The 17,580-nt window shown below is 56.7% G+C and carries 14 protein-coding genes; 9 read left to right on the top strand and 5 right to left on the bottom strand.

The features are described from left to right. The first annotated feature begins 94 nt into the window (after positions 1 to 94). From gltB to KIH86_RS25630, 3 genes are all read left to right on the top strand, one after another. Positions 95 to 4,690 carry a glutamate synthase large subunit gene (gltB, locus tag KIH86_RS25640; protein WP_223085990.1) on the top strand — a complete coding sequence of 1,532 codons (4,596 nt, stop codon included), beginning with the start codon at positions 95 to 97 and terminating at the stop codon, positions 4,688 to 4,690. 240 nt (positions 4,691 to 4,930) lie between these two features. After that, complete coding sequence (locus KIH86_RS25635) at positions 4,931 to 5,860, top strand: ABC transporter ATP-binding protein (protein WP_223085989.1); 930 nt, start codon at positions 4,931 to 4,933, stop codon at positions 5,858 to 5,860. Then, the gene (locus KIH86_RS25630; RefSeq protein WP_223085988.1) at positions 5,853 to 6,638 is read left to right on the top strand and encodes an ABC transporter permease; all 786 of its coding nucleotides are present in this window, start codon (positions 5,853 to 5,855) and stop codon (positions 6,636 to 6,638) included. Before KIH86_RS25635 ends, KIH86_RS25630 begins: the two co-directional genes overlap by 8 nt. A 124-nt stretch (positions 6,639 to 6,762) precedes the next feature. Here the strand turns inward: KIH86_RS25630 and KIH86_RS25625 are convergent, their stop codons facing one another. Together KIH86_RS25625 and KIH86_RS29675 are read right to left on the bottom strand one after the other, a co-directional pair. After that, on the bottom strand, positions 6,763 to 7,218 hold the full coding sequence (locus tag KIH86_RS25625; RefSeq protein WP_223085987.1) for a bactofilin family protein: 456 nt from the start codon (positions 7,216 to 7,218) through the stop codon (positions 6,763 to 6,765). A 65-nt stretch (positions 7,219 to 7,283) separates the two neighbouring features. After that, the gene (locus tag KIH86_RS29675; protein ID WP_235775603.1) at positions 7,284 to 8,678 is read right to left on the bottom strand and encodes a M23 family metallopeptidase; all 1,395 of its coding nucleotides are present in this window, start codon (positions 8,676 to 8,678) and stop codon (positions 7,284 to 7,286) included. A gap of 200 nt (positions 8,679 to 8,878) precedes the next feature. On the opposite strand from KIH86_RS29675, the gene cls reads away from it, so the two are divergent. Beyond that, entirely contained in the window at positions 8,879 to 10,312 is a 1,434-nt protein-coding gene (gene cls, locus KIH86_RS25615) for a cardiolipin synthase (protein ID WP_223085986.1), read from the top strand. Positions 10,313 to 10,505: 193 nt separating this feature from the next. Then, the gene (locus KIH86_RS25610) at positions 10,506 to 11,345 is read left to right on the top strand and encodes a YitT family protein (RefSeq protein WP_235775607.1); all 840 of its coding nucleotides are present in this window, start codon (positions 10,506 to 10,508) and stop codon (positions 11,343 to 11,345) included. 181 nt (positions 11,346 to 11,526) lie between these two features. On the opposite strand, the gene ligD is transcribed toward KIH86_RS25610, so the two are convergent. Genes ligD through ku form a run of 3 tightly spaced genes read right to left on the bottom strand, consistent with a single transcriptional unit; the run spans position 11,527 to position 14,526 of the window. Then, positions 11,527 to 12,408, bottom strand: a complete 882-nt coding sequence (gene ligD / locus KIH86_RS25605; protein ID WP_223085984.1) for a non-homologous end-joining DNA ligase — start codon at positions 12,406 to 12,408, stop codon at positions 11,527 to 11,529. Between the two features lie 18 nt (positions 12,409 to 12,426). Continuing rightward, the gene (locus KIH86_RS25600; protein ID WP_223085983.1) at positions 12,427 to 13,383 is read right to left on the bottom strand and encodes an ATP-dependent DNA ligase; all 957 of its coding nucleotides are present in this window, start codon (positions 13,381 to 13,383) and stop codon (positions 12,427 to 12,429) included. 15 nt (positions 13,384 to 13,398) lie between these two features. Next, entirely contained in the window at positions 13,399 to 14,526 is a 1,128-nt protein-coding gene (gene ku / locus KIH86_RS25595) for a non-homologous end joining protein Ku (protein WP_223085982.1), read from the bottom strand. 179 nt (positions 14,527 to 14,705) lie between these two features. Here ku and KIH86_RS25590 point away from each other — a divergent pair, with 179 nt between their 5' ends. The 4 genes from KIH86_RS25590 (at position 14,706) to KIH86_RS25575 (ending at position 17,565) form a co-directional block, all read left to right on the top strand. Then, on the top strand, positions 14,706 to 14,888 hold the full coding sequence (locus KIH86_RS25590) for a hypothetical protein (RefSeq protein ID WP_223085981.1): 183 nt from the start codon (positions 14,706 to 14,708) through the stop codon (positions 14,886 to 14,888). Between the two features lie 42 nt (positions 14,889 to 14,930). Next, positions 14,931 to 15,116, top strand: a complete 186-nt coding sequence (locus tag KIH86_RS25585; protein ID WP_223085980.1) for an H-type small acid-soluble spore protein — start codon at positions 14,931 to 14,933, stop codon at positions 15,114 to 15,116. Positions 15,117 to 15,451: 335 nt separating this feature from the next. Continuing rightward, positions 15,452 to 16,381: a hypothetical protein gene (locus tag KIH86_RS25580; protein WP_223110745.1), complete on the top strand. Its 930-nt coding sequence runs from the start codon at positions 15,452 to 15,454 to the stop codon at positions 16,379 to 16,381. 188 nt (positions 16,382 to 16,569) lie between these two features. Continuing rightward, entirely contained in the window at positions 16,570 to 17,565 is a 996-nt protein-coding gene (locus KIH86_RS25575) for a DMT family transporter (protein ID WP_223085978.1), read from the top strand. Positions 17,566 to 17,580: the final 15 nt, after the last annotated feature.

Genomic DNA, 17,580 nt, shown 5'->3' with positions numbered 1-17,580 from the left:
GCGCTCATGTAAGGTCGATGATAAAATAATATAACCAATCTGCCTTGAATAATTATTAATAATGCCCCACTTTATTATAGAAAGGTTGCGTAAGATGAGACACACAGAACTGCCCCCAAAACAGGGCCTTTACGATCCCCAGTTCGAGAAAGACGCCTGCGGTATGGGCTTTGTCGCCCATATCAAGGGAAAGCCCTCTCATGAGATTGTCAGCAACGCCTTAACGATGCTTATTAACATGGAGCACCGCGGAGGCCAGGGAAGCGAGCCGAATTCCGGCGACGGAGCGGGAATCATGCTGCAGATTCCGCACCGTTTCTTCTCCGAAGAAGCGAAAGCGCTCGGCTTTGAACTGCCGGAAGCGGGCCGTTACGGCGTCGGCATGCTCTTTTTGTCTCACAATGAAGATATCCGCACCAAACATGAAACCATCCTTAGCGCAATTGTTGCTGAAGAAGGACAGCGTCTGCTGGGCTTCCGCGACGTGCCGACCTACGACGACATGCTGGGCAAGACGGCGAAGGCCGCCAAGCCGTATGTGCGCCAGGTATTTATCGGCCGCTCCGAGGACATTCAGGATGATCTGGCCTTTGAACGCAAGCTGTACATCATCCGCAAGCGCGCGGAACTCGCGATCCGCTACGGCGGAGAGGAAGAAGGAGAATCCTTCTATCTGCCAAGCTTGTCCTGTCGCAAAATCGTCTACAAAGGCATGCTGACGACCGTGCAGGTGGGTCAGTTCTACCTAGATCTGCAGAATGAGAAGCTGGAATCCGCGATCGCGCTGGTTCACTCCCGCTTCAGTACGAACACCTTCCCGAGCTGGGAGCGCGCGCATCCGTACCGCTTCATGATCCACAACGGCGAAATCAACACGCTTCGCGGTAATGTGAACTGGATGCATGCCCGCCAGTCGCTGTTCAAGAGCGACGTGTTCGGCAGCGATCTGGAGAAGATCAAGCCGATCATCAACCCGGACGGTTCCGATACCGGGATGTTCGACAATACGTTCGAGTTTCTGTATTTAAGCGGACGCTCCCTGCCGCATGTCGCCATGATGATGGTGCCGGAGCCTTGGAGCAACCACGACAGCATGGACGACACCAAGAAAGCCTTCTATGAATATCACAGCACCTTGATGGAGCCGTGGGACGGGCCCGCCGCCATGGGCTTCACCGACGGCGTGCAGATCGGCGCCATTCTGGACCGCAACGGTCTGCGTCCATCGCGATATTATGTAACCAAAGACGATTTGATCATCCTGTCTTCCGAAGCGGGCGTGCTCGACATCGCTCCGGAGAACGTTCTGTATAAAGACCGCCTGAGACCGGGCCGCATGCTGCTGGTCGACACGAAAGAAGGCCGCATTATCTCCGACGAGGAGGTCAAGGCCGCGATCGCATCGGAGCGTCCGTACCGCCAGTGGCTTGACGAGCATCTGATCAGCCTGGAAGAGCTGCCGGAAGCGCCTGAGCTGCCGAATCCGAAGCATGACAACGTTCAGCAGCTGCAGCAGGCATTTGGCTACACGTTCGAAGACCTGCGCAAGGTGCTGGAGCCTATGGCTTCCAGCGGCGCCGAGGCGATCGGCTCCATGGGCTATGACGCTCCGCTCGCGGTGCTGTCCGACCGGCCGCAGCGGCTGTATAACTATTTCAAGCAAATGTTCGCCCAGGTAACCAATCCGCCGATCGACGCCATCCGCGAGGAGCTTATCACCTCGACGATGACAACCATCGGACCGGAACGGAACCTCCTGAAGCCGGAACCGGAGAGCTGTAGACAGATCGCGCTGCATACTCCGATTCTGTCGAACGAGGAATTTGCGAAGATCCGCCATGTGCGCCGTGCAGGCTTCAAGGCGATGACTATTCCGATTCTGTTCCCGGCCGATCTGGGAGCCGAAGGTCTCGGCAAGGCGCTGGATAACCTCAGCGAGGCCGCCGACCGGGTTATCGACAAGGGCCATAATATTCTGATTCTGTCCGACCGCGGTGTAGACCGCGAGAATGCGGCTATTCCGGCACTGCTGGCCGTTTCGAGCCTGCATCATCATCTGATCCGCCAGGGAACACGGACCAAGGTTACGATTCTGCTCGAATCCGGCGAGCCGCGCGAGGTCCATCATTACGCGCTGCTGCTCGGCTACGGCGTGAGCGCAGTCAATCCTTACCTGGCTTTCGAGAGCCTGGACGATATGATTACACAGGGATTGCTGAGAGGCGTCTCGCATGAGAAAGCCGTCAAGAACTACATCAAGGCTGCCACGAAGAGCGTGGTGAAGATTCTGTCCAAGATGGGTATTTCCACGATCCAGTCGTACCGGGGCGCGCAGATCTTTGAAGCGGTCGGCCTGAAGAGCGAATTCGTGGACCGTTACTTCACCTGGACGCCGTCGCGGATCGGCGGCATCGGTCTGGAGGAAGTGGCTGCCGAGGCGCTGGCTCATCATTTCCGGGCCTTCTCCGATAAGGACGGCGCGGACAAAGTGCTCGATTCCGGCGGTGAATACCAATGGCGCAGCGACGGGGAGGACCATTTGTTCAACCCGCAGACGATTCACCTGCTGCAGCAATCGGTTCGCAGCGGCGATTATGAAATGTACAAGAAATACTCGGCGCTTGTTCAGGGCGAGAGCAAGAAGCATCAGACGCTGCGCTCCCTGCTTGAGCTGAAGCCGATCGGAGAAGCGATTCCGCTGGAAGAGGTCGAGCCGGCCAGCTCGATCATGAGACGCTTCAAGACAGGCGCCATGTCCTTCGGCTCCATCAGTAAGGAAGCGCATGAGACACTGGCAATCGCCATGAACCGCATCGGCGGCAAGAGCAACACCGGCGAGGGCGGCGAAGATCCGGCGCGCTTCATTCCGGACGCCAATGGCGATTCCCGCCGCAGCTCGATCAAGCAGGTTGCATCCGGCCGGTTCGGCGTAACGTCGAACTATCTGGTGAATGCGGACGAAATCCAGATCAAGATGGCGCAGGGCGCCAAGCCAGGCGAAGGCGGGCAGCTACCGGGACGCAAGGTTTACCCTTGGGTTGCCGAGGTTCGCGGTTCGACACCTGGCGTAGGCTTGATCTCGCCGCCTCCTCACCATGACATTTACTCGATCGAGGATTTGGCGGAGCTGATCTATGATCTGAAGAACGCCAACCCGCGCGCGAATATCAATGTGAAGCTGGTATCGGAGGTTGGCGTTGGCACCATCGCCGCAGGTGTGGCCAAAGGCCGTGCCGACGTAATCCTCGTCAGCGGTTATGACGGCGGAACGGGCGCATCGCCGATGAACTCCATCCGTCATGCCGGTCTCCCGTGGGAGCTGGGTCTGGCCGAAACGCATCAGACGCTGATGCTGAACAACCTGCGCGACCGCGTCATTCTGGAGTCGGACGGCAAGATGCTCAGCGGCCGCGACCTCGCCGTCGCCGCGCTGCTCGGAGCAGAAGAGTACGGCTTCGCCACCGCTCCGCTGGTGGCTGTAGGCTGCATCATGATGCGTGTCTGCCAGATGGATACTTGTCCGGTCGGCGTTGCCACGCAAAATCCGGAGCTTCGCAAGAACTTCGCCGGCGACCCGCAGCATGTCGTGAACTTCATGACCTTCGTTGCGGAAGATCTGCGCGAGATTATGGCTTCTCTGGGCTTCCGTACGATCCAGGAAATGGTAGGACGCACGGATTGTCTCGACGCTGTTCAGGCAGCGTATCACTGGAAGAAGAAGGGCGTCGATCTCAGCAGCCTGCTGCACACGCCGGAGCTTCCGGAAGGCAGCACCCGGTACAACAGCAAGCATCAGAACCATGGTCTGGAAGAGACCATCGACGTTTCGAAGCTGCTGTCCCTCGCGGCTCCGGCGCTTGAGAACGGAACACCTGTAACGGCGTCCCTGCCGATCACGAACGTCAACCGTGCGGTTGGCACGATTCTCGGCAGCGAGCTGACCCGCAAATATGGCGCGGCAGGTCTGCCGGACGACACGATCTCCCTGACCTTCACCGGCTCTGCCGGCCAGAGCTTGGGCGCGTTCGTGCCGAAGGGCATTACGATCAAGGTCGAAGGCGACTCCAACGACTATGTCGGCAAGGGATTGTCGGGCGGCAAGCTGATCGTCAAGCCGTCTCCGAAGGCGACCTTCGCAGCCGAAGACAACATTATTATCGGCAACACGGCGTTCTACGGCGCGACAAGCGGCGAAGCCTACATTAACGGCATCGCAGGCGAGCGCTTCGCGGTCCGCAACTCCGGCGTCAATGTCGTCGTGGAGGGCGTGGGCGACCACGGCTGCGAATACATGACGGGCGGACGTGTCGTGGTTCTGGGCGAAACGGGACGCAACTTTGCCGCAGGGATGTCGGGCGGTATCGCATATGTCTATGATCCGGACAATACGTTTGTCGGCCGCTGCAACCTGGAAATGGTGCTGCTGGAGCGTGTCGAAGATCAGAGCGAAGCTGAAGAGCTGCGCGGCATGATCGCTCGTCATACGGAATTGACCGGCAGTACGGTCGGTCAACGCGTTCTGGACGGCTGGCAGCAGAATCTGGCGAAGTTCGTCCGCGTCATTCCTAAGGACTACAAGCGGATGCTGGAGCAGATCCGCAAAGCGGAAGACACCGGTCTTCGCGGAGAAGCAGCTCTGCTGGCCGCATTCGAAGCGAATATGCGTGAGCTGGCCCGCGTAGGCGGCTGATCCTGCAATACAGCGATGAACTATAGGTTGGTTTAACACAAAGGCGGCGGCCCGGAGCTCTAACAGCTAAGGGTCACCGCCTTTTTTTGAAGCTCTTGAGCGGATAGAGTATGAGAATAACGTCTATCTTTTCCCGGGAGTGGAAAAATAATAAAAAATTGCAGGGTTTGGAAGATGGGCTCCGTCTAACTACATAGGGCCTTATTTCAAAAAAATGGATTACTGAAAGGAAGGGCGATCATGACATTATCTACCCCGGCTGCCGAGCCGGTAGCCCGTCTGCTGAGCGTATCCAAATCGATCGGCAGCAAGAAGCTGGTCAGCGATCTGACGCTGGATATCCCGGCGGGGCAGGTCTTCGGATTTCTCGGCCCCAACGGCGCGGGCAAGACGACGACCATCCGTATGATGGTTGGACTGATCTCCATCAGCAAAGGAGATATTCTGATCGGCGGGAAGAGCATCCGCCATGATTTCGAGGAAGCGGTGGCCCAGGTCGGCGCCATTGTGGAGAACCCCGAGATGTACAAGTTTCTGACAGGCTATCAGAACTTGAAGCAATATGCACGGATGGTTCCCGGTGTGACGAAGCAGCGGATCGACGAGGTGGTGACGCTTGTCGGACTGAATCAACGCATTCACGACCGGGTGAAGCGATATTCTCTGGGCATGCGCCAGCGTCTTGGCGTCGCTCAGGCTCTGCTGCATCGGCCCAAGCTCCTGATTCTGGACGAGCCGACCAACGGTCTTGATCCGCAGGGCATCCGGGAGCTGCGCGATTATTTGCGGCGGCTGTGTCAGGAGGAGGGGACGAGCGTATTCGTCTCCAGCCATCTGCTGTCCGAGATGGAGCTGATGTGCGACACCGTAGCGGTCATTCAGAACGGCCGGCTGATTGATGTGCGGGTACTCAGAGGGGCGGACGTAGACGCTGGTGAGGCGCGGAAGATGGAGATTCTGTTCGAAGTGAACGAACCGGCGGCCGCACAGGTGCTGATCGGAGGCAACATCCGGAAAGAGGGACTCGTTGTAACGGCGACCCACGACGAGATCCCGGCACTGAATCAAAAGCTTGTGGGTGAAGGTCTTCTGGTCTTCGGAATCCGGGAAGTCACGGTCTCGCTGGAAGATCAGTTCCTTCAGATGACAGGGGGTGAAGGCATTGGGTAATTGGCTGTCGCTCGTACATAACGAAAATATCAAGATTTACAGCCGGGTCCGCACCTGGATCATGCTGGTTCTGCTTGTCCTGCTTGCCGTGCTGATGCCGGTGCTGGTCTACACGACAACCGACGCCGTTTCCCGGCCGGACCGCTGGAATGTATTCCAGATTACCATCAGCGTCCTGTTCTACCTGAACACGATTTTCAGCGTTATTATCGCTTCGGATGCGGTCGCGGGCGAATTCACCTGGGGAACGATCAAGCTGCTGCTGATCCGTCCGTGGAGCCGTTCCAAGATTCTGCTCTCCAAGTACACATCGCTCATACTCTTCAGTCTGCTGTCCACCGTGCTTCTGGTGGTCTGCGGATTCGCAGCCAGCTTTGTTCTCTTTAAGGCAGGCGGGGACGTCAATCCTCCGGTGCAGGGATGGAGCATGGAGCAATATATGCTGGTGGACATCGCCTGCCGGTATATCGAGCTGTTCCTGACTATTGCGCTCGCCTTTATGGTATCCAGCGTGTTCCGGGCCAGCGGGCTGGCGATCGGATTGTCGCTGTTTATCATTTTCGCCAAAGATATCTTCAATACGCTGTTTAATCCCGAGACATACGCCTGGGCGAAATATTTGCTGTTTCCGCATATGAATTTGAGCGGCTATATGTTCTCGAATACGGGGCCGGGCGGCGTATCCTTTGGCTTCTCCATCGCAGTGCTCGCCGTATACTACGTTGTCTTTCTGGCGCTGTCCTGGCTGGTGTTCAGCCGGAGAGACGTTGCGGGGTGACTTGAAGTCGTACGCGGCTTGAGGAAAATGCAATACAGCTAGTTACAGCACAAACAGAGCGCTGCAGCAGACGGCTGCGGCGCTCTGAGCATGCGGACGGACCCTGCCTGTAACGGTCAGCATCCTAGATAGCGGCCTTGTTTGGCCCGAAGCTGTCATGATCAGCAGATTCCGTCTCCTGTTGAATATCTTTGCGTTCCCATGTGCCGCCGGCTCCAGCAGGAGACGGCGGCGTTTCCATGTCTACCAGTCCGCTGAGTACGCCGCCCTCCATAATGGAGAGCCGGCTGGCCGCAGCCGTCCCGTTCAAGCAGCCGGTCGAGGTGAGGATCAGCCGCCGCTTGGCCCGGACGTCGCCGAAGACATGCCCGGCAATAATGATTTCTTCTGCGGTAATATCCGCATGAACCCTGCCTGTCTCGCCGACCGTTACCGTACCGCCGCTGCAGATTTCACCGGTGAACTCGCCGTCGATTCGCAGATTGGTTTCGCACTGCATTTTGCCTTCAAGCGTTTGACCTGCACCCAGCAGCGAGTCGGATGCGGCAGGCCCCCGGCCCTTCTCCGTTTTATTCCACATGAGAATCCCTCCTAATAATCGAAAGTGAACATCGAATCAACCACTGGCTTCAAGCAAAAGTCATATTAATCCGGCTGCACATAAGATAGAGGATCAACCAATTTGTCCTGCTTCTCCACCTGGAAATGCAGATGGGGCCCCGTGCTTCGTCCGGTGCTGCCGACTTCGCCAATCCGCTGCCCCTTGGCGACCTTGTCGCCGGGAGAGACATTTTCGGCGCTGAGATGCATGTACCAGGTCTGGATGCCGCCCCCGTGATCAATGACAATGTAATTGCCCCGCGCGGCGGTCCGGTCGACGGTAATGACGGTTCCCGCCTGGGCGGCAAATACGAAGTCGCCCGTCTGAGCTGCAATGTCGATTCCGCCGTGGTAGGCCGCTGTTCCTTTGAACGGATCGGTGCGGTAGCCGAAGCTGGAGGAAATCGTCCGGGAGGAGGTCGGCCAGAGGAAAGCCTTCGCCTGTTCGCTAAGCGCCTGCTCCAGCCGGGCGGCGTTGGCTTCCTGAGCCTCCTGCAGGGTCTGGTTAAGGCTCGTGATCATCTCTTCCAGCTGAGAGCCGAGCTCGGCCAGCTCGTCCCGGGTCCCGCTGACAGCCAGAGCCTCGGGCGCTTGGTGAACGGCGACATATTCTCCGCCTACCCGAAGCAGCGGGGTATGCTCGATAGCGGTCTCCAGCAGGCCGATCCGGATCGTGATGGCACTGGGGGAGGCGGGACGGGAGGACTGAACGAATAAGGAGTCCCGGGCGGTGTCTGCCGTCTGCAGAGCATTGGCGGTTACGGACGGCTTGGGAACGTGCTTGAGGCCGGCAGAGGCTGCATCTTCTGTAACGGTGCCGGAAGCTTGAACCGTGGAAGAAACGTCCGAAGCTTCCAAGGAATCATTCCGGGCCGGAGAGTTCGAAGCGCCTGAAGTTTTGTTGAGCGCTACTAACGGTGCGATATAAGCGGAAGCCTTAGTGGACTCCGTGCTCTTTCTGGAGACTGTCTCATTCTTCGAGGCCGCCGCAAGGGTCCCGGAGCTCTTCACGGCCGCAGACGCCGAGCTTTTGGAATTCTTCGCATCGGATGGCGCTTTGCCCGTACCTGCCCCCTGCTTCTTGATCATATCCTGAAGCCTCTGCTCCAGCGCGTCGACGCTTTTCAGACGTTCCCTGACCGTATTCGCTTCCTGTGACATCTTCGCGGCTTCGGTCTGAACCTGCCGCAGGATGCTTTCCCTGTCGGCAGCCTGGGCTTCAAGGCGAATATTTCGTGCGGACAAAGCAGCGGCTTCCGCTTCCAGCTCCTGCATGGAGCGGGAGGAATGGACATACATAGAGGTGACCAGACTCGAGACGGACAGCATAGCCGCAGCCGGAAGAGCGAGGGCCATGGGCTTGGAGAGCTGGAGCTGTTTGACCGGACGCTCCGCATCCCTGACGACCAACAGGGTAATCTTGTCCGAGTGACTTTTCATAGTGACTCCTTCCCGCGTCCGTACCGCCGCTCCGGCAGAGGAACGCTGCTTGATGGCACGTTCTATTATTCTATGTATTCGCCCGTAAGCAGGATCATGACAAGCTTTGCCTTGAATAAATGTGGACGGTTTCGGCAAATCCTGTATTTATCCGGCTTTGCGGCCTGCAGCGGCCGAAGCGGAGGAAGGAGAGCGCAGACATGGTCATACTGGCCGTTCTATTAGCCGTCTTTATTATACAGGGGATGGTCGTCCTGCTTCTGGAGTATCGTCGTCCCCAGAGAGCGGTCGCCTGGCTGTGTATGCTCTTTTTCTGTCCGCCTCTTGTTCTGCTTATCTACTATGCGCTGGGAAGAGATTATGCGAGCCGTCGCCGCCTCCGGGATGCTGCTCCCGCCAACTCAGGGGTTCGCTTGGGCTGCCTCGCTACAGAGAAATGCCGTCCGATCACCGATCCGGAGGAGACCGCCAATCCGGAGCTGTACGAGCGGAGCGATCTGCTGCATCTGCTGAGGGAATTATCGGGCTGTTCCGCCACGGCGCGCAATCATACTGAAGTATTGATCGATGGACAAGAAACCTATGATTCCATGCTGAAAGCGATGGAATCGGCGGCTGAGCATATTCATCTGGAGGTCTACATATTACGGGACGACGAGATTGGCAGAGCATTTCGCGATTGTCTGTGCCGGAAGGCCAGACAGGGGGTTAAGGTCCGCCTGCTCATCGACGGGTTGGGCAGCCACGCGCTGGATCGCCGTTTTATAGTCTCGCTGCGCAGCTGCGGGGTGGAAACGCATGTCTTTTTGCGTCCGCTTCCGGCGCTGCGGTCCGGCAGATTCAACTATCGCAATCACCGTAAAATCCTCGTCGTCGATGGAAAGGTCGGCTTCACAGGCGGCATCAATATCGGCGATGAGTATCTGGGCAAAGACCCGAAATTGGGATATTGGCGGGATACGCAGCTCCGGGTGGAGGGCGATGCGGTCTTTTTGCTGCAACGTATTTTTCTGAGGGACTGGCAGCTTGCTTCAGGCGAGCGATTGAACCATCCGCGCCACTTCCCCGCACACTGCTGCATTGGAGAAGAAGGGGTGCAGATCATCGCCAGCGGACCGGACGGCGACCGCGATTCTCTGCATACGATGCTGTTCGCAGCCCTGAACGCCGCGCAGCGGCGGTTCTGGCTCGAAACGCCGTATTTTATCCCGGACCCGGCCATTCGTGTTGCCTTGAAGAACGCCGTTCTGCGCGGTGTCGATGTGCGGATCATCATTCCGGCCACACATGACCGCGAACTCGTCTACAGCGCTTCTCTCTCTTATATGGGAGATTTGCTGGAGGACGGAGTCCGTTTCTACCGATACCGCAAAGGGTTTCTCCATGCCAAAATGTGGATTGCAGACAGCATGCTATCTTCGATCGGCACCGGCAATCTTGATCTGCGAAGCTTCTATGCCAATTTCGAGGTATCCGCTGTGCTGATGCATCCGACCCGGATCGAGGAGCTGGCGGAAATTTTCCGGCGTGATCTGGAGAACAGCGACCCGGTCGATACGGAATGGTACTATTCCAAAGGAAAAATGGAACACTTGAGGGAGGAAATTTGCCGTGTATTCTCGCCATTGCTGTAGGAGGGAGAGGCTTCGGGGAACCATTTGGAAGGTAATTTTACATAACGGGGTCATCAAAGAATATGACAATGTGATATACTATTAGAAATAAGGATAAAATTTTGATTATGGCAGGGGGAGTTTTATGGGTACGAGTTCACATGTACTAGTCCAGGAAGGACCCAACAAGCCCCGTAAATCGGGGACAGTCAAGATGGCAAAGCTGGCTCAGCGAACGATCATGATGATCATTGGGGCCGGCATGATGGCCGTAGCGCTTGAGATTTTTCTAGTTCCTAACCAGATGGTCGACGGCGGCATTACGGGCATTTCCATTATGCTGTCGCATATCTTTCATATTCCCCTCGGTATTTTGCTGACCCTTCTCAATCTTCCTTTTCTGATTATCGGCTACAAGCAGATCGGTAAGACCTTTGCGTTGTCCACGCTGTTCGCGGTCGTCATCATGTCGATCGGCACCCAATTGCTGCATCCGGTCCAGCCGATTACGGTCGAGCCGCTGCTGGCCGCCGTGTTCGGGGGCGTTATTCTCGGCGTTGGCGTGGGACTGGTCGTCCGGTACGGCGGTTCTCTCGACGGCACGGAGATTGTCGCGATTCTGGCCTCCAAGAGAATGCCATTCTCGGTCGGCGAGGTGGTCATGTTCTTCAATCTGTTTATCCTGTCCAGCGCAGGCTTTGTGTTCGGCTGGAATAACGCCATGTTCTCGCTGATCGCGTACTATATCGCCTTTAAAGTGATCGACGTGACGCTCGAAGGTCTGGACCAATCGAAATCGGTCTGGATTATCAGCGAGAAATACCGCGATATCGGCGAAGCGCTGACGGAGCGTCTGGGCCGCGGCGTGACATATCTGGAAGGAGAGGGCGGCTTCTCTGGCGAGAACAAGAAAGTTATCTTCGTGGTCATCACCCGTCTGGAGGAAGCCAAGATGAAGGCGATTGTCGAGGACTGGGATACGGACGCCTTTATCGCTGTCGGCAACATTCACGATGTGAAGGGTGGACGGTTCAAGAAGAAAGCCATCCACTAATGTCATTCAAAATGAGCGGGAGCAATTATTCTTCGTGTTCATCACAGGTAAATGCTTCTTCAGAAAAAAAAGATTCACAAGACAAAACCTCCGGGTCGCGCCTTTCGCGGCAGACGGAGGTTTTTGTTAGGTTGGCGGCGGGCCAGGGAGCAAGATGTCTCGGGAACGAAATACGCCGGACTCAAGGCAGCGCCCCGATTACCCGCTCCACCGGCTGGGGAGGCAGGAGGGCGATGAGATCGCCGGTATGGCGAAGCCGCTCCACGATGTTGAGCAGATGGAACTGCTCCGGCGAAACCCCGCTGCGCACTTCCTCCCAGGTCAGCGGCGTCGATACGGTTGCCAGCGGACGCGCACGGGGCGTGTAAGGGGCGGCAAGCGTTTTGCCTCCATAATGCTGAAGATAGTCGAAGTAGATTTTATCTCCGCGGTGCTTCTTCAGCCGCTCCAGTGTGAACAGAGAGGGATGCCGCTCCGTCACATACTGTCCGACGAATAGCCCCAGCTTCCGCAGCTCGTCGAACGTGACACCGGTCTTGATGGGAACGATGATCTGCACACCCGTGGCGCCTGAGGTCTTCGGGACCGAATCGATGCCAAGCGATTTAAGGACGTCGCCGACAAGAGCGGCCGCTTCCATGATCCGGGGTTCTTCCTCAAGCGAAGGATCGAGATCGATCATCCATTCACAGGGCAAAGTGCTTCCTACTGCATGCAGCGAAGGATGAAATTCGAGAGCAGCGGAATTACCGAGCCACAGCAGTCCGGGGAGTCCGTCAAGCGTGATGTAGTTGATTCCCTCGTGCTCGGCGGTGCGAATGTAGGGAGGCAGAGGCTCCGGCGCATTTTTCTGGTAAAAAGACATGCCCTCAACCCCATGCGGGTACCGGATGACGGTCAACAGCCGACCTTTCAGATAGTGCAGCAGAAAAGGGGCCAGAGCCGCCAGCTTCTCCAAATAAATCTTTTTGGTGATTCCCTGCTTCGGCCACAGCGGCTTGTCGGGATTCGTAATGGGGACGATTTGCCCCTCGATTGTGATGGAGCCCTTCACCGTTGGCATCGACGATTCCTCCAACCCTTAATTATTCGCAAAAGCTTCCGGCAGCACGCACTCGGCAGGAAGGATGTCGACTCTGGCCTGAATGCTTGGCTGCCGCAGCGTTCCGGAGGCGTTCCATTCGAGAAAGTGAATCTTGAACACCAGCTCCGGTCTGATCCAGAACGCTCCCTTGGCCCGCTGGGGGAGAGCGGCGAAGGGCATGGAGGACGATGCGAGATTCGGAGCCATTTCCGTCAGCTCCCGCCAATCCTTGACGGTCAATCTGCCTGTTCCGGCATGACCGATATAGTGGAGTCTGCCGCCGCTGTCGTATAGCCCCAGCAGAATGGCATTGACCGTTCCATCGCGGAAGGTGAAGCCGCCGGCGACGGCGTTCACATCCAGGATGATTTTACGCTTGATCCAGCGCCGGTCTTTGCCGCCGGGGAAATAGGTTCCGTTCACATCCTTGCAGACGATACCCTCCAGTTCATTGGCCTGCGCGGAGCGAAAGAGCTGGGAAGCGTCCCGGTAGCTGGGCACGATCTGCACATTCGGATGAGGAAGCACTATGTCCTGCAGAAGCCGCTGGCGTTCATGGAGCGGCTTGTCCATAATCCACTCTCCGTTGCAGTACAGCAGATCGAACACCATATAGAGCACCGGCAGAGAGAGAACCATCTGCCGGATGGCCGCTTCGCTCCGCAGGCTGTCACGCCGCATCACCTCATGAAAGGACGGCTTGCCCTCTTTGAGCGCAATCACCTCGCCGTCCAGAATGCAGGATTTCGCCCGGCAGTAGGCGGCCGCATCGGCAAGCTCGGGATATTGGCGGGTACGGTTGTTGCCTTTGCGGTTAACCAGCTCGGTGGTGCTTCCGTCGAAATAGGACAGCATCCGCACGCCGTCCCATTTGATCTGGGCAATCCATTGCCCGCCCTCCGGAAGCTGATCGGAGAGCACGGGCTCGAACGGTACAATCGGCTGAAATTTCATCCGCAACGTACCGTCTTACGAGATCGTCATCTTCGACTTGGATGAGCGCCGCTTCGGTTTCGGAGCAATTACCGGGGCAGGGCCCTCGCTGGAGGCCGCCGCAGCTCCCGCACCCGCAGCCGGGCCTTCGCCAGCCGCCGCAGCTCCCGCACCCGCAGCCAGGCCTCCGCCGGCCGCGGCAGTCCCCGCACCCGCAGCCAGGCCTCTGCCAGCCCCGGCAGTCCCCGCCGCTGCTATTCCGGCGCCGACCGCCGCCGGGCCTGCGCCGGCAGACGCCCCAACCTTGCTAGCAGGCTTGGCGGCTTTTTTGCGACCCGATCCTGTTCTGCGCGGCTTGGCCTCCACCCCAGCCGGAGTCCCGGGATCGGAAGGAATATGCTGAACGGCCTCGATGCTCGCCTGCAGCGCCGCCATAAGATCGATGACATTCGCCTCGGCCCGGGCCGGTGCCACGCGGATTTCCTCGCCGGCCACCTTGCCCGCGATCAGGTCCAGCATGCGCTGGCGGTAATCATCCGTGTATTTGCCGGGTTCAAACGGCGTGGACAGCTGGGAAATGAGCAGCTTCGCCATATCCAGCTCCTTGTCGCTGACCGCCGCCGCTTCCGGCAGGCCGGGAACCTGAGTTACCGGACGAATTTCGTCCGGGTAGAACATCGTCTCGATGGAGAGGCAGTTGTCCAGCACCCGGATCGCTGCGAGGCTGCTCTTGGAACGGATCGAAATTTTGGCGACCCCGATCTTGCCCGTCTGGCGCATCGCCTCCATCAGCAAGCCGTAAGCTCCCGCGCCGGCCTGATCGGGCGAGAGATAGTACGTTTTTTGAAAATAAATCGGGTCGATCTCCTTCAGGTCCACGAAATCGAGAATTGCGATCGTTTTGGTGCTTTCTTCCGTCAGGGCATCCAGCTCGTCTTTGTCGAAGATGACGAACTTTCCCTTCTCATATTCATAGCCCTTGCCGATTTCCTCCCAGGCCACCTCCCTGTCGCAGACCGGGCATTTCCGCACATAGGACAGGGGGCTGCCGCACTCTTTGTGAATGTAGCGGAGCGACACATCCTTGTCCTCCGTTGCCGAGAACATTTTGACCGGAACATGCACGAGTCCGAAGCTGATTGCGCCTTTCCAGACAGTATGCATGGAATCACCACCTCTGTTATGTCAGTTTGGCTTAGTATGGGCGGACCAGAGCTTTTTACACCTTGAAGAATTTATGAGATGACGCTTGCCGGCATAGAAACGGGGGATTCTGGACAAGCTAATGCCGCATCGCCCGTCACCTTCGAAATATGGGCAGGAACAACGGAGGGAAGAATCTCATGGAATCGTATGATATCAAGCGGGATGAATGGGGATTTCCGGGCATACCGGGAGAGGTTGTTCAGTGGGAGGAGCTGATGGCGGCAGAGCGTGATGACGATGTGCTGCCAGGCACGGATATGCTGGACCCGGACCGTACGCTTGGAGCGCCGCCGGATGACTATGAAGCCGATACGGAGTAAAAAAGCGGTCCGGATGTTCAACCAAAATGAGGAGGAATCGCAATGGATGTTCAGCGCGCGCAGGATATTTATGCATCCAAGGATATGATCGCCGTCCAGCTGGACGGCCAGCCCGTGTGGATCGAGCATGTGGATGCCGCAAACGGCATGGCGACGGTTCAGATCGGCTCGCGGCCGACGAATGTGCAGACGGTTGGAGTTGACAGGCTGGTGGAGGAGAAACAGTAGAAATTCGCTTATCTTTTTTGGCAAAGGATACGGATATGACCTTAAGACCTCTTGATGGCGGCAAGCGCCGGAAGAGGTTTTTTTGCGCGGAATGAACGGCCTATAATTTCCCTTTACTGATAAACTATTGAAAACCTCTCATGTCTAGCCGATAACTAACTTAAGAAATATATAAAGAACCTTCGAAAGGACACGAAATGAATAAACATTCAAGAATGAGTGTACTGGCAATTGCCTCCATTGTGACTGTGTTTTTGCTGACCGGCTTTAGCTTCCCCTTATCCTTGCCTGACTTAACCCCTGAATTGAAGATTCGGCTAAAGCCTGTTACATACATGAGACCTGCCGAGCCGTTGACGATTTACTGGGCGAAGCCGAACGAAGGATTATACAAAACGGTAGCGGGCCCTGATACAACCAAGTCCTATCCAGTTATGAAAGGGAGCTATGAGAATGTGCTGTATGAGAACTATGAAAGCATTTATGCCTTAAAGCTGCCCGACAAGCAATCGGGATACCCGTCGGGAGATATCTATCGGTTAAATATGCCTGTCAAAACATGGACCCGACTGACCTATACCGGGAATATTGACTACTTCTATTTTAGTAATAACAGCATTTATTATGTTACCAGCAGTCTGACAATAGAGCCTGGAGTGTACCGGATGTCGATGGAAGGCAACAACGCTGTGAGGGTAAATGCTTCCGGCATGGAAGCGCGGGATCAGCACTATCAGTACTATTTCGGATTTAATTACTACACCCAAGACTTTGCACTTAGGCGCAAACCGCTGTCTGATGTAACTAACGATGAGACGTATATAAGATCAGATGAAGACACCTATTATGAAGAGGAGCAGGATGATAAGTCCGAGAAGCTTTCAACATATGAGGTATACATGAACGGGTATATATGGGATGTGGAGTCCGATCAATTTGTATTTTCAGAAAGAGACAGCGATAACCGGACCTCCTACCTCCATCTTTTCAAAAATGGCAAGGAGACTGTCCGCAAATTAAAAGGATGGCAGTCTGAACCTTTGGATATTATTGACGGGTGGGTTTATTTCACAGTCGCTTCCGAAGATACAGATGCGGGCGCTCTGTTTGCCATACGTCCGGACGGATCGGGTTTCCGGCAGGTTGGAAATAAGGACCTGTACAGCGGGAACTATCTCGGAACAATCAAGTCCTATCTGGTCTTTCAGCATTTGAACCAACAAGGAATTCCCGATGGGGGCTTCACTTTTATTAAGAAGCAGTAACGATTAACCCGGAAATCCGGCAGCAGGGTCGAATCATTCAGTGTAAAAAATAAACCAGCCCCGGGATCATTCCCAGTGGGCTATTTGCTGTGCATGATAATCTCACGTCTTCACCGGAAATGCTGGTATAATCGGTATAATCGTGAACAACCCGTTATAGAGAAAAAGACATGAAATGAGTGATAGGTGTGAAGCCGATACTGCTTGGCGTCTGCTCGGCGCTGTTCTTTGCCGTAACGTTTGTACTCAACCGCCGGATGGAGCTATCCGGAGGAAGCTGGGCATGGAGCTCGTCTCTCCGCTACATTTTTACGCTGCCCTTTCTGCTGGCGCTGGTGGCTGGACGTGGAAGGCTGAGGCCGCTGCTCCGGGAGATGGCGGACCGGCCGCTCGCCTGGCTGCTGTGGGGGACGGTCGGCTTCGGCTTGTTCTACGCCCCGATTACATTCGCGGCCGCTTACGCACCCGGCTGGCTGACCGCCGGAACCTGGCAGATTACGATCATCTCCGGCTCTCTGCTCGCCCCGCTGTTCATTACCAGTGTCCAGGGCGCGAATGGACCGGAGCATATCCGGGGACGAATCCCGGTGCGCGGACTTCTGCTGTCCCTGATCATTCTCGCCGGAGTCGCGCTGCTGCAGCTGGAGCATGCGCAGAAGCTGCCTGAGTCCCAGGTGCTGCTTGGCATCGTGCCTGTGCTGATCGCATCGTTCGCGTATCCGCTCGGCAACCGGAAGACGATGGAGCTCTGCGGCGGCCGGCTCGACGTCTTCCAGCGAATACTCGGCATGACGCTGGCCAGCATGCCCTTCTGGCTGCTCGTCGCCCTCTTTGGATGGCGCGACTCCGGCCTGCCATCAGGCAGCCAGATGTTTCAATCCCTCCTCGTTGCGCTCTCCTCGGGTATTGTCGCAACGGTGCTGTTCTTCCGGGCAACGGATCTGGTGCGGCACAGCATGACCGGTCTTGCCGCTGTTGAGGCAACGCAGTCCCTGGAGGTGCTGTTCGCTCTGCTAGGGGAAATGCTGATTCTGTCCTCTCCGGCGCCGAGTCTCATATCCTGGGCGGGAATCGCCGTCATCATAGGAGGCATGGTGCTTCACAGCCTGTTCGCCCACAAAGAGCCGTCCGGAGCACAGGCTGCGCCGCGCGGAGAGCGGGAGGAACTGCCTTCCGTCCAGTGACGGGCCGGAGTCTGC

The sequence above is a fragment of the Paenibacillus sinensis genome, assembly GCF_019904155.1.
Classification (GTDB): Bacteria; Bacillota; Bacilli; order Paenibacillales; family Paenibacillaceae; genus Paenibacillus_AQ; species Paenibacillus_AQ sinensis.
Note: the sequence above shows the minus strand (reverse complement) of the source record. Positions and strands in the feature narration are given on the sequence as shown.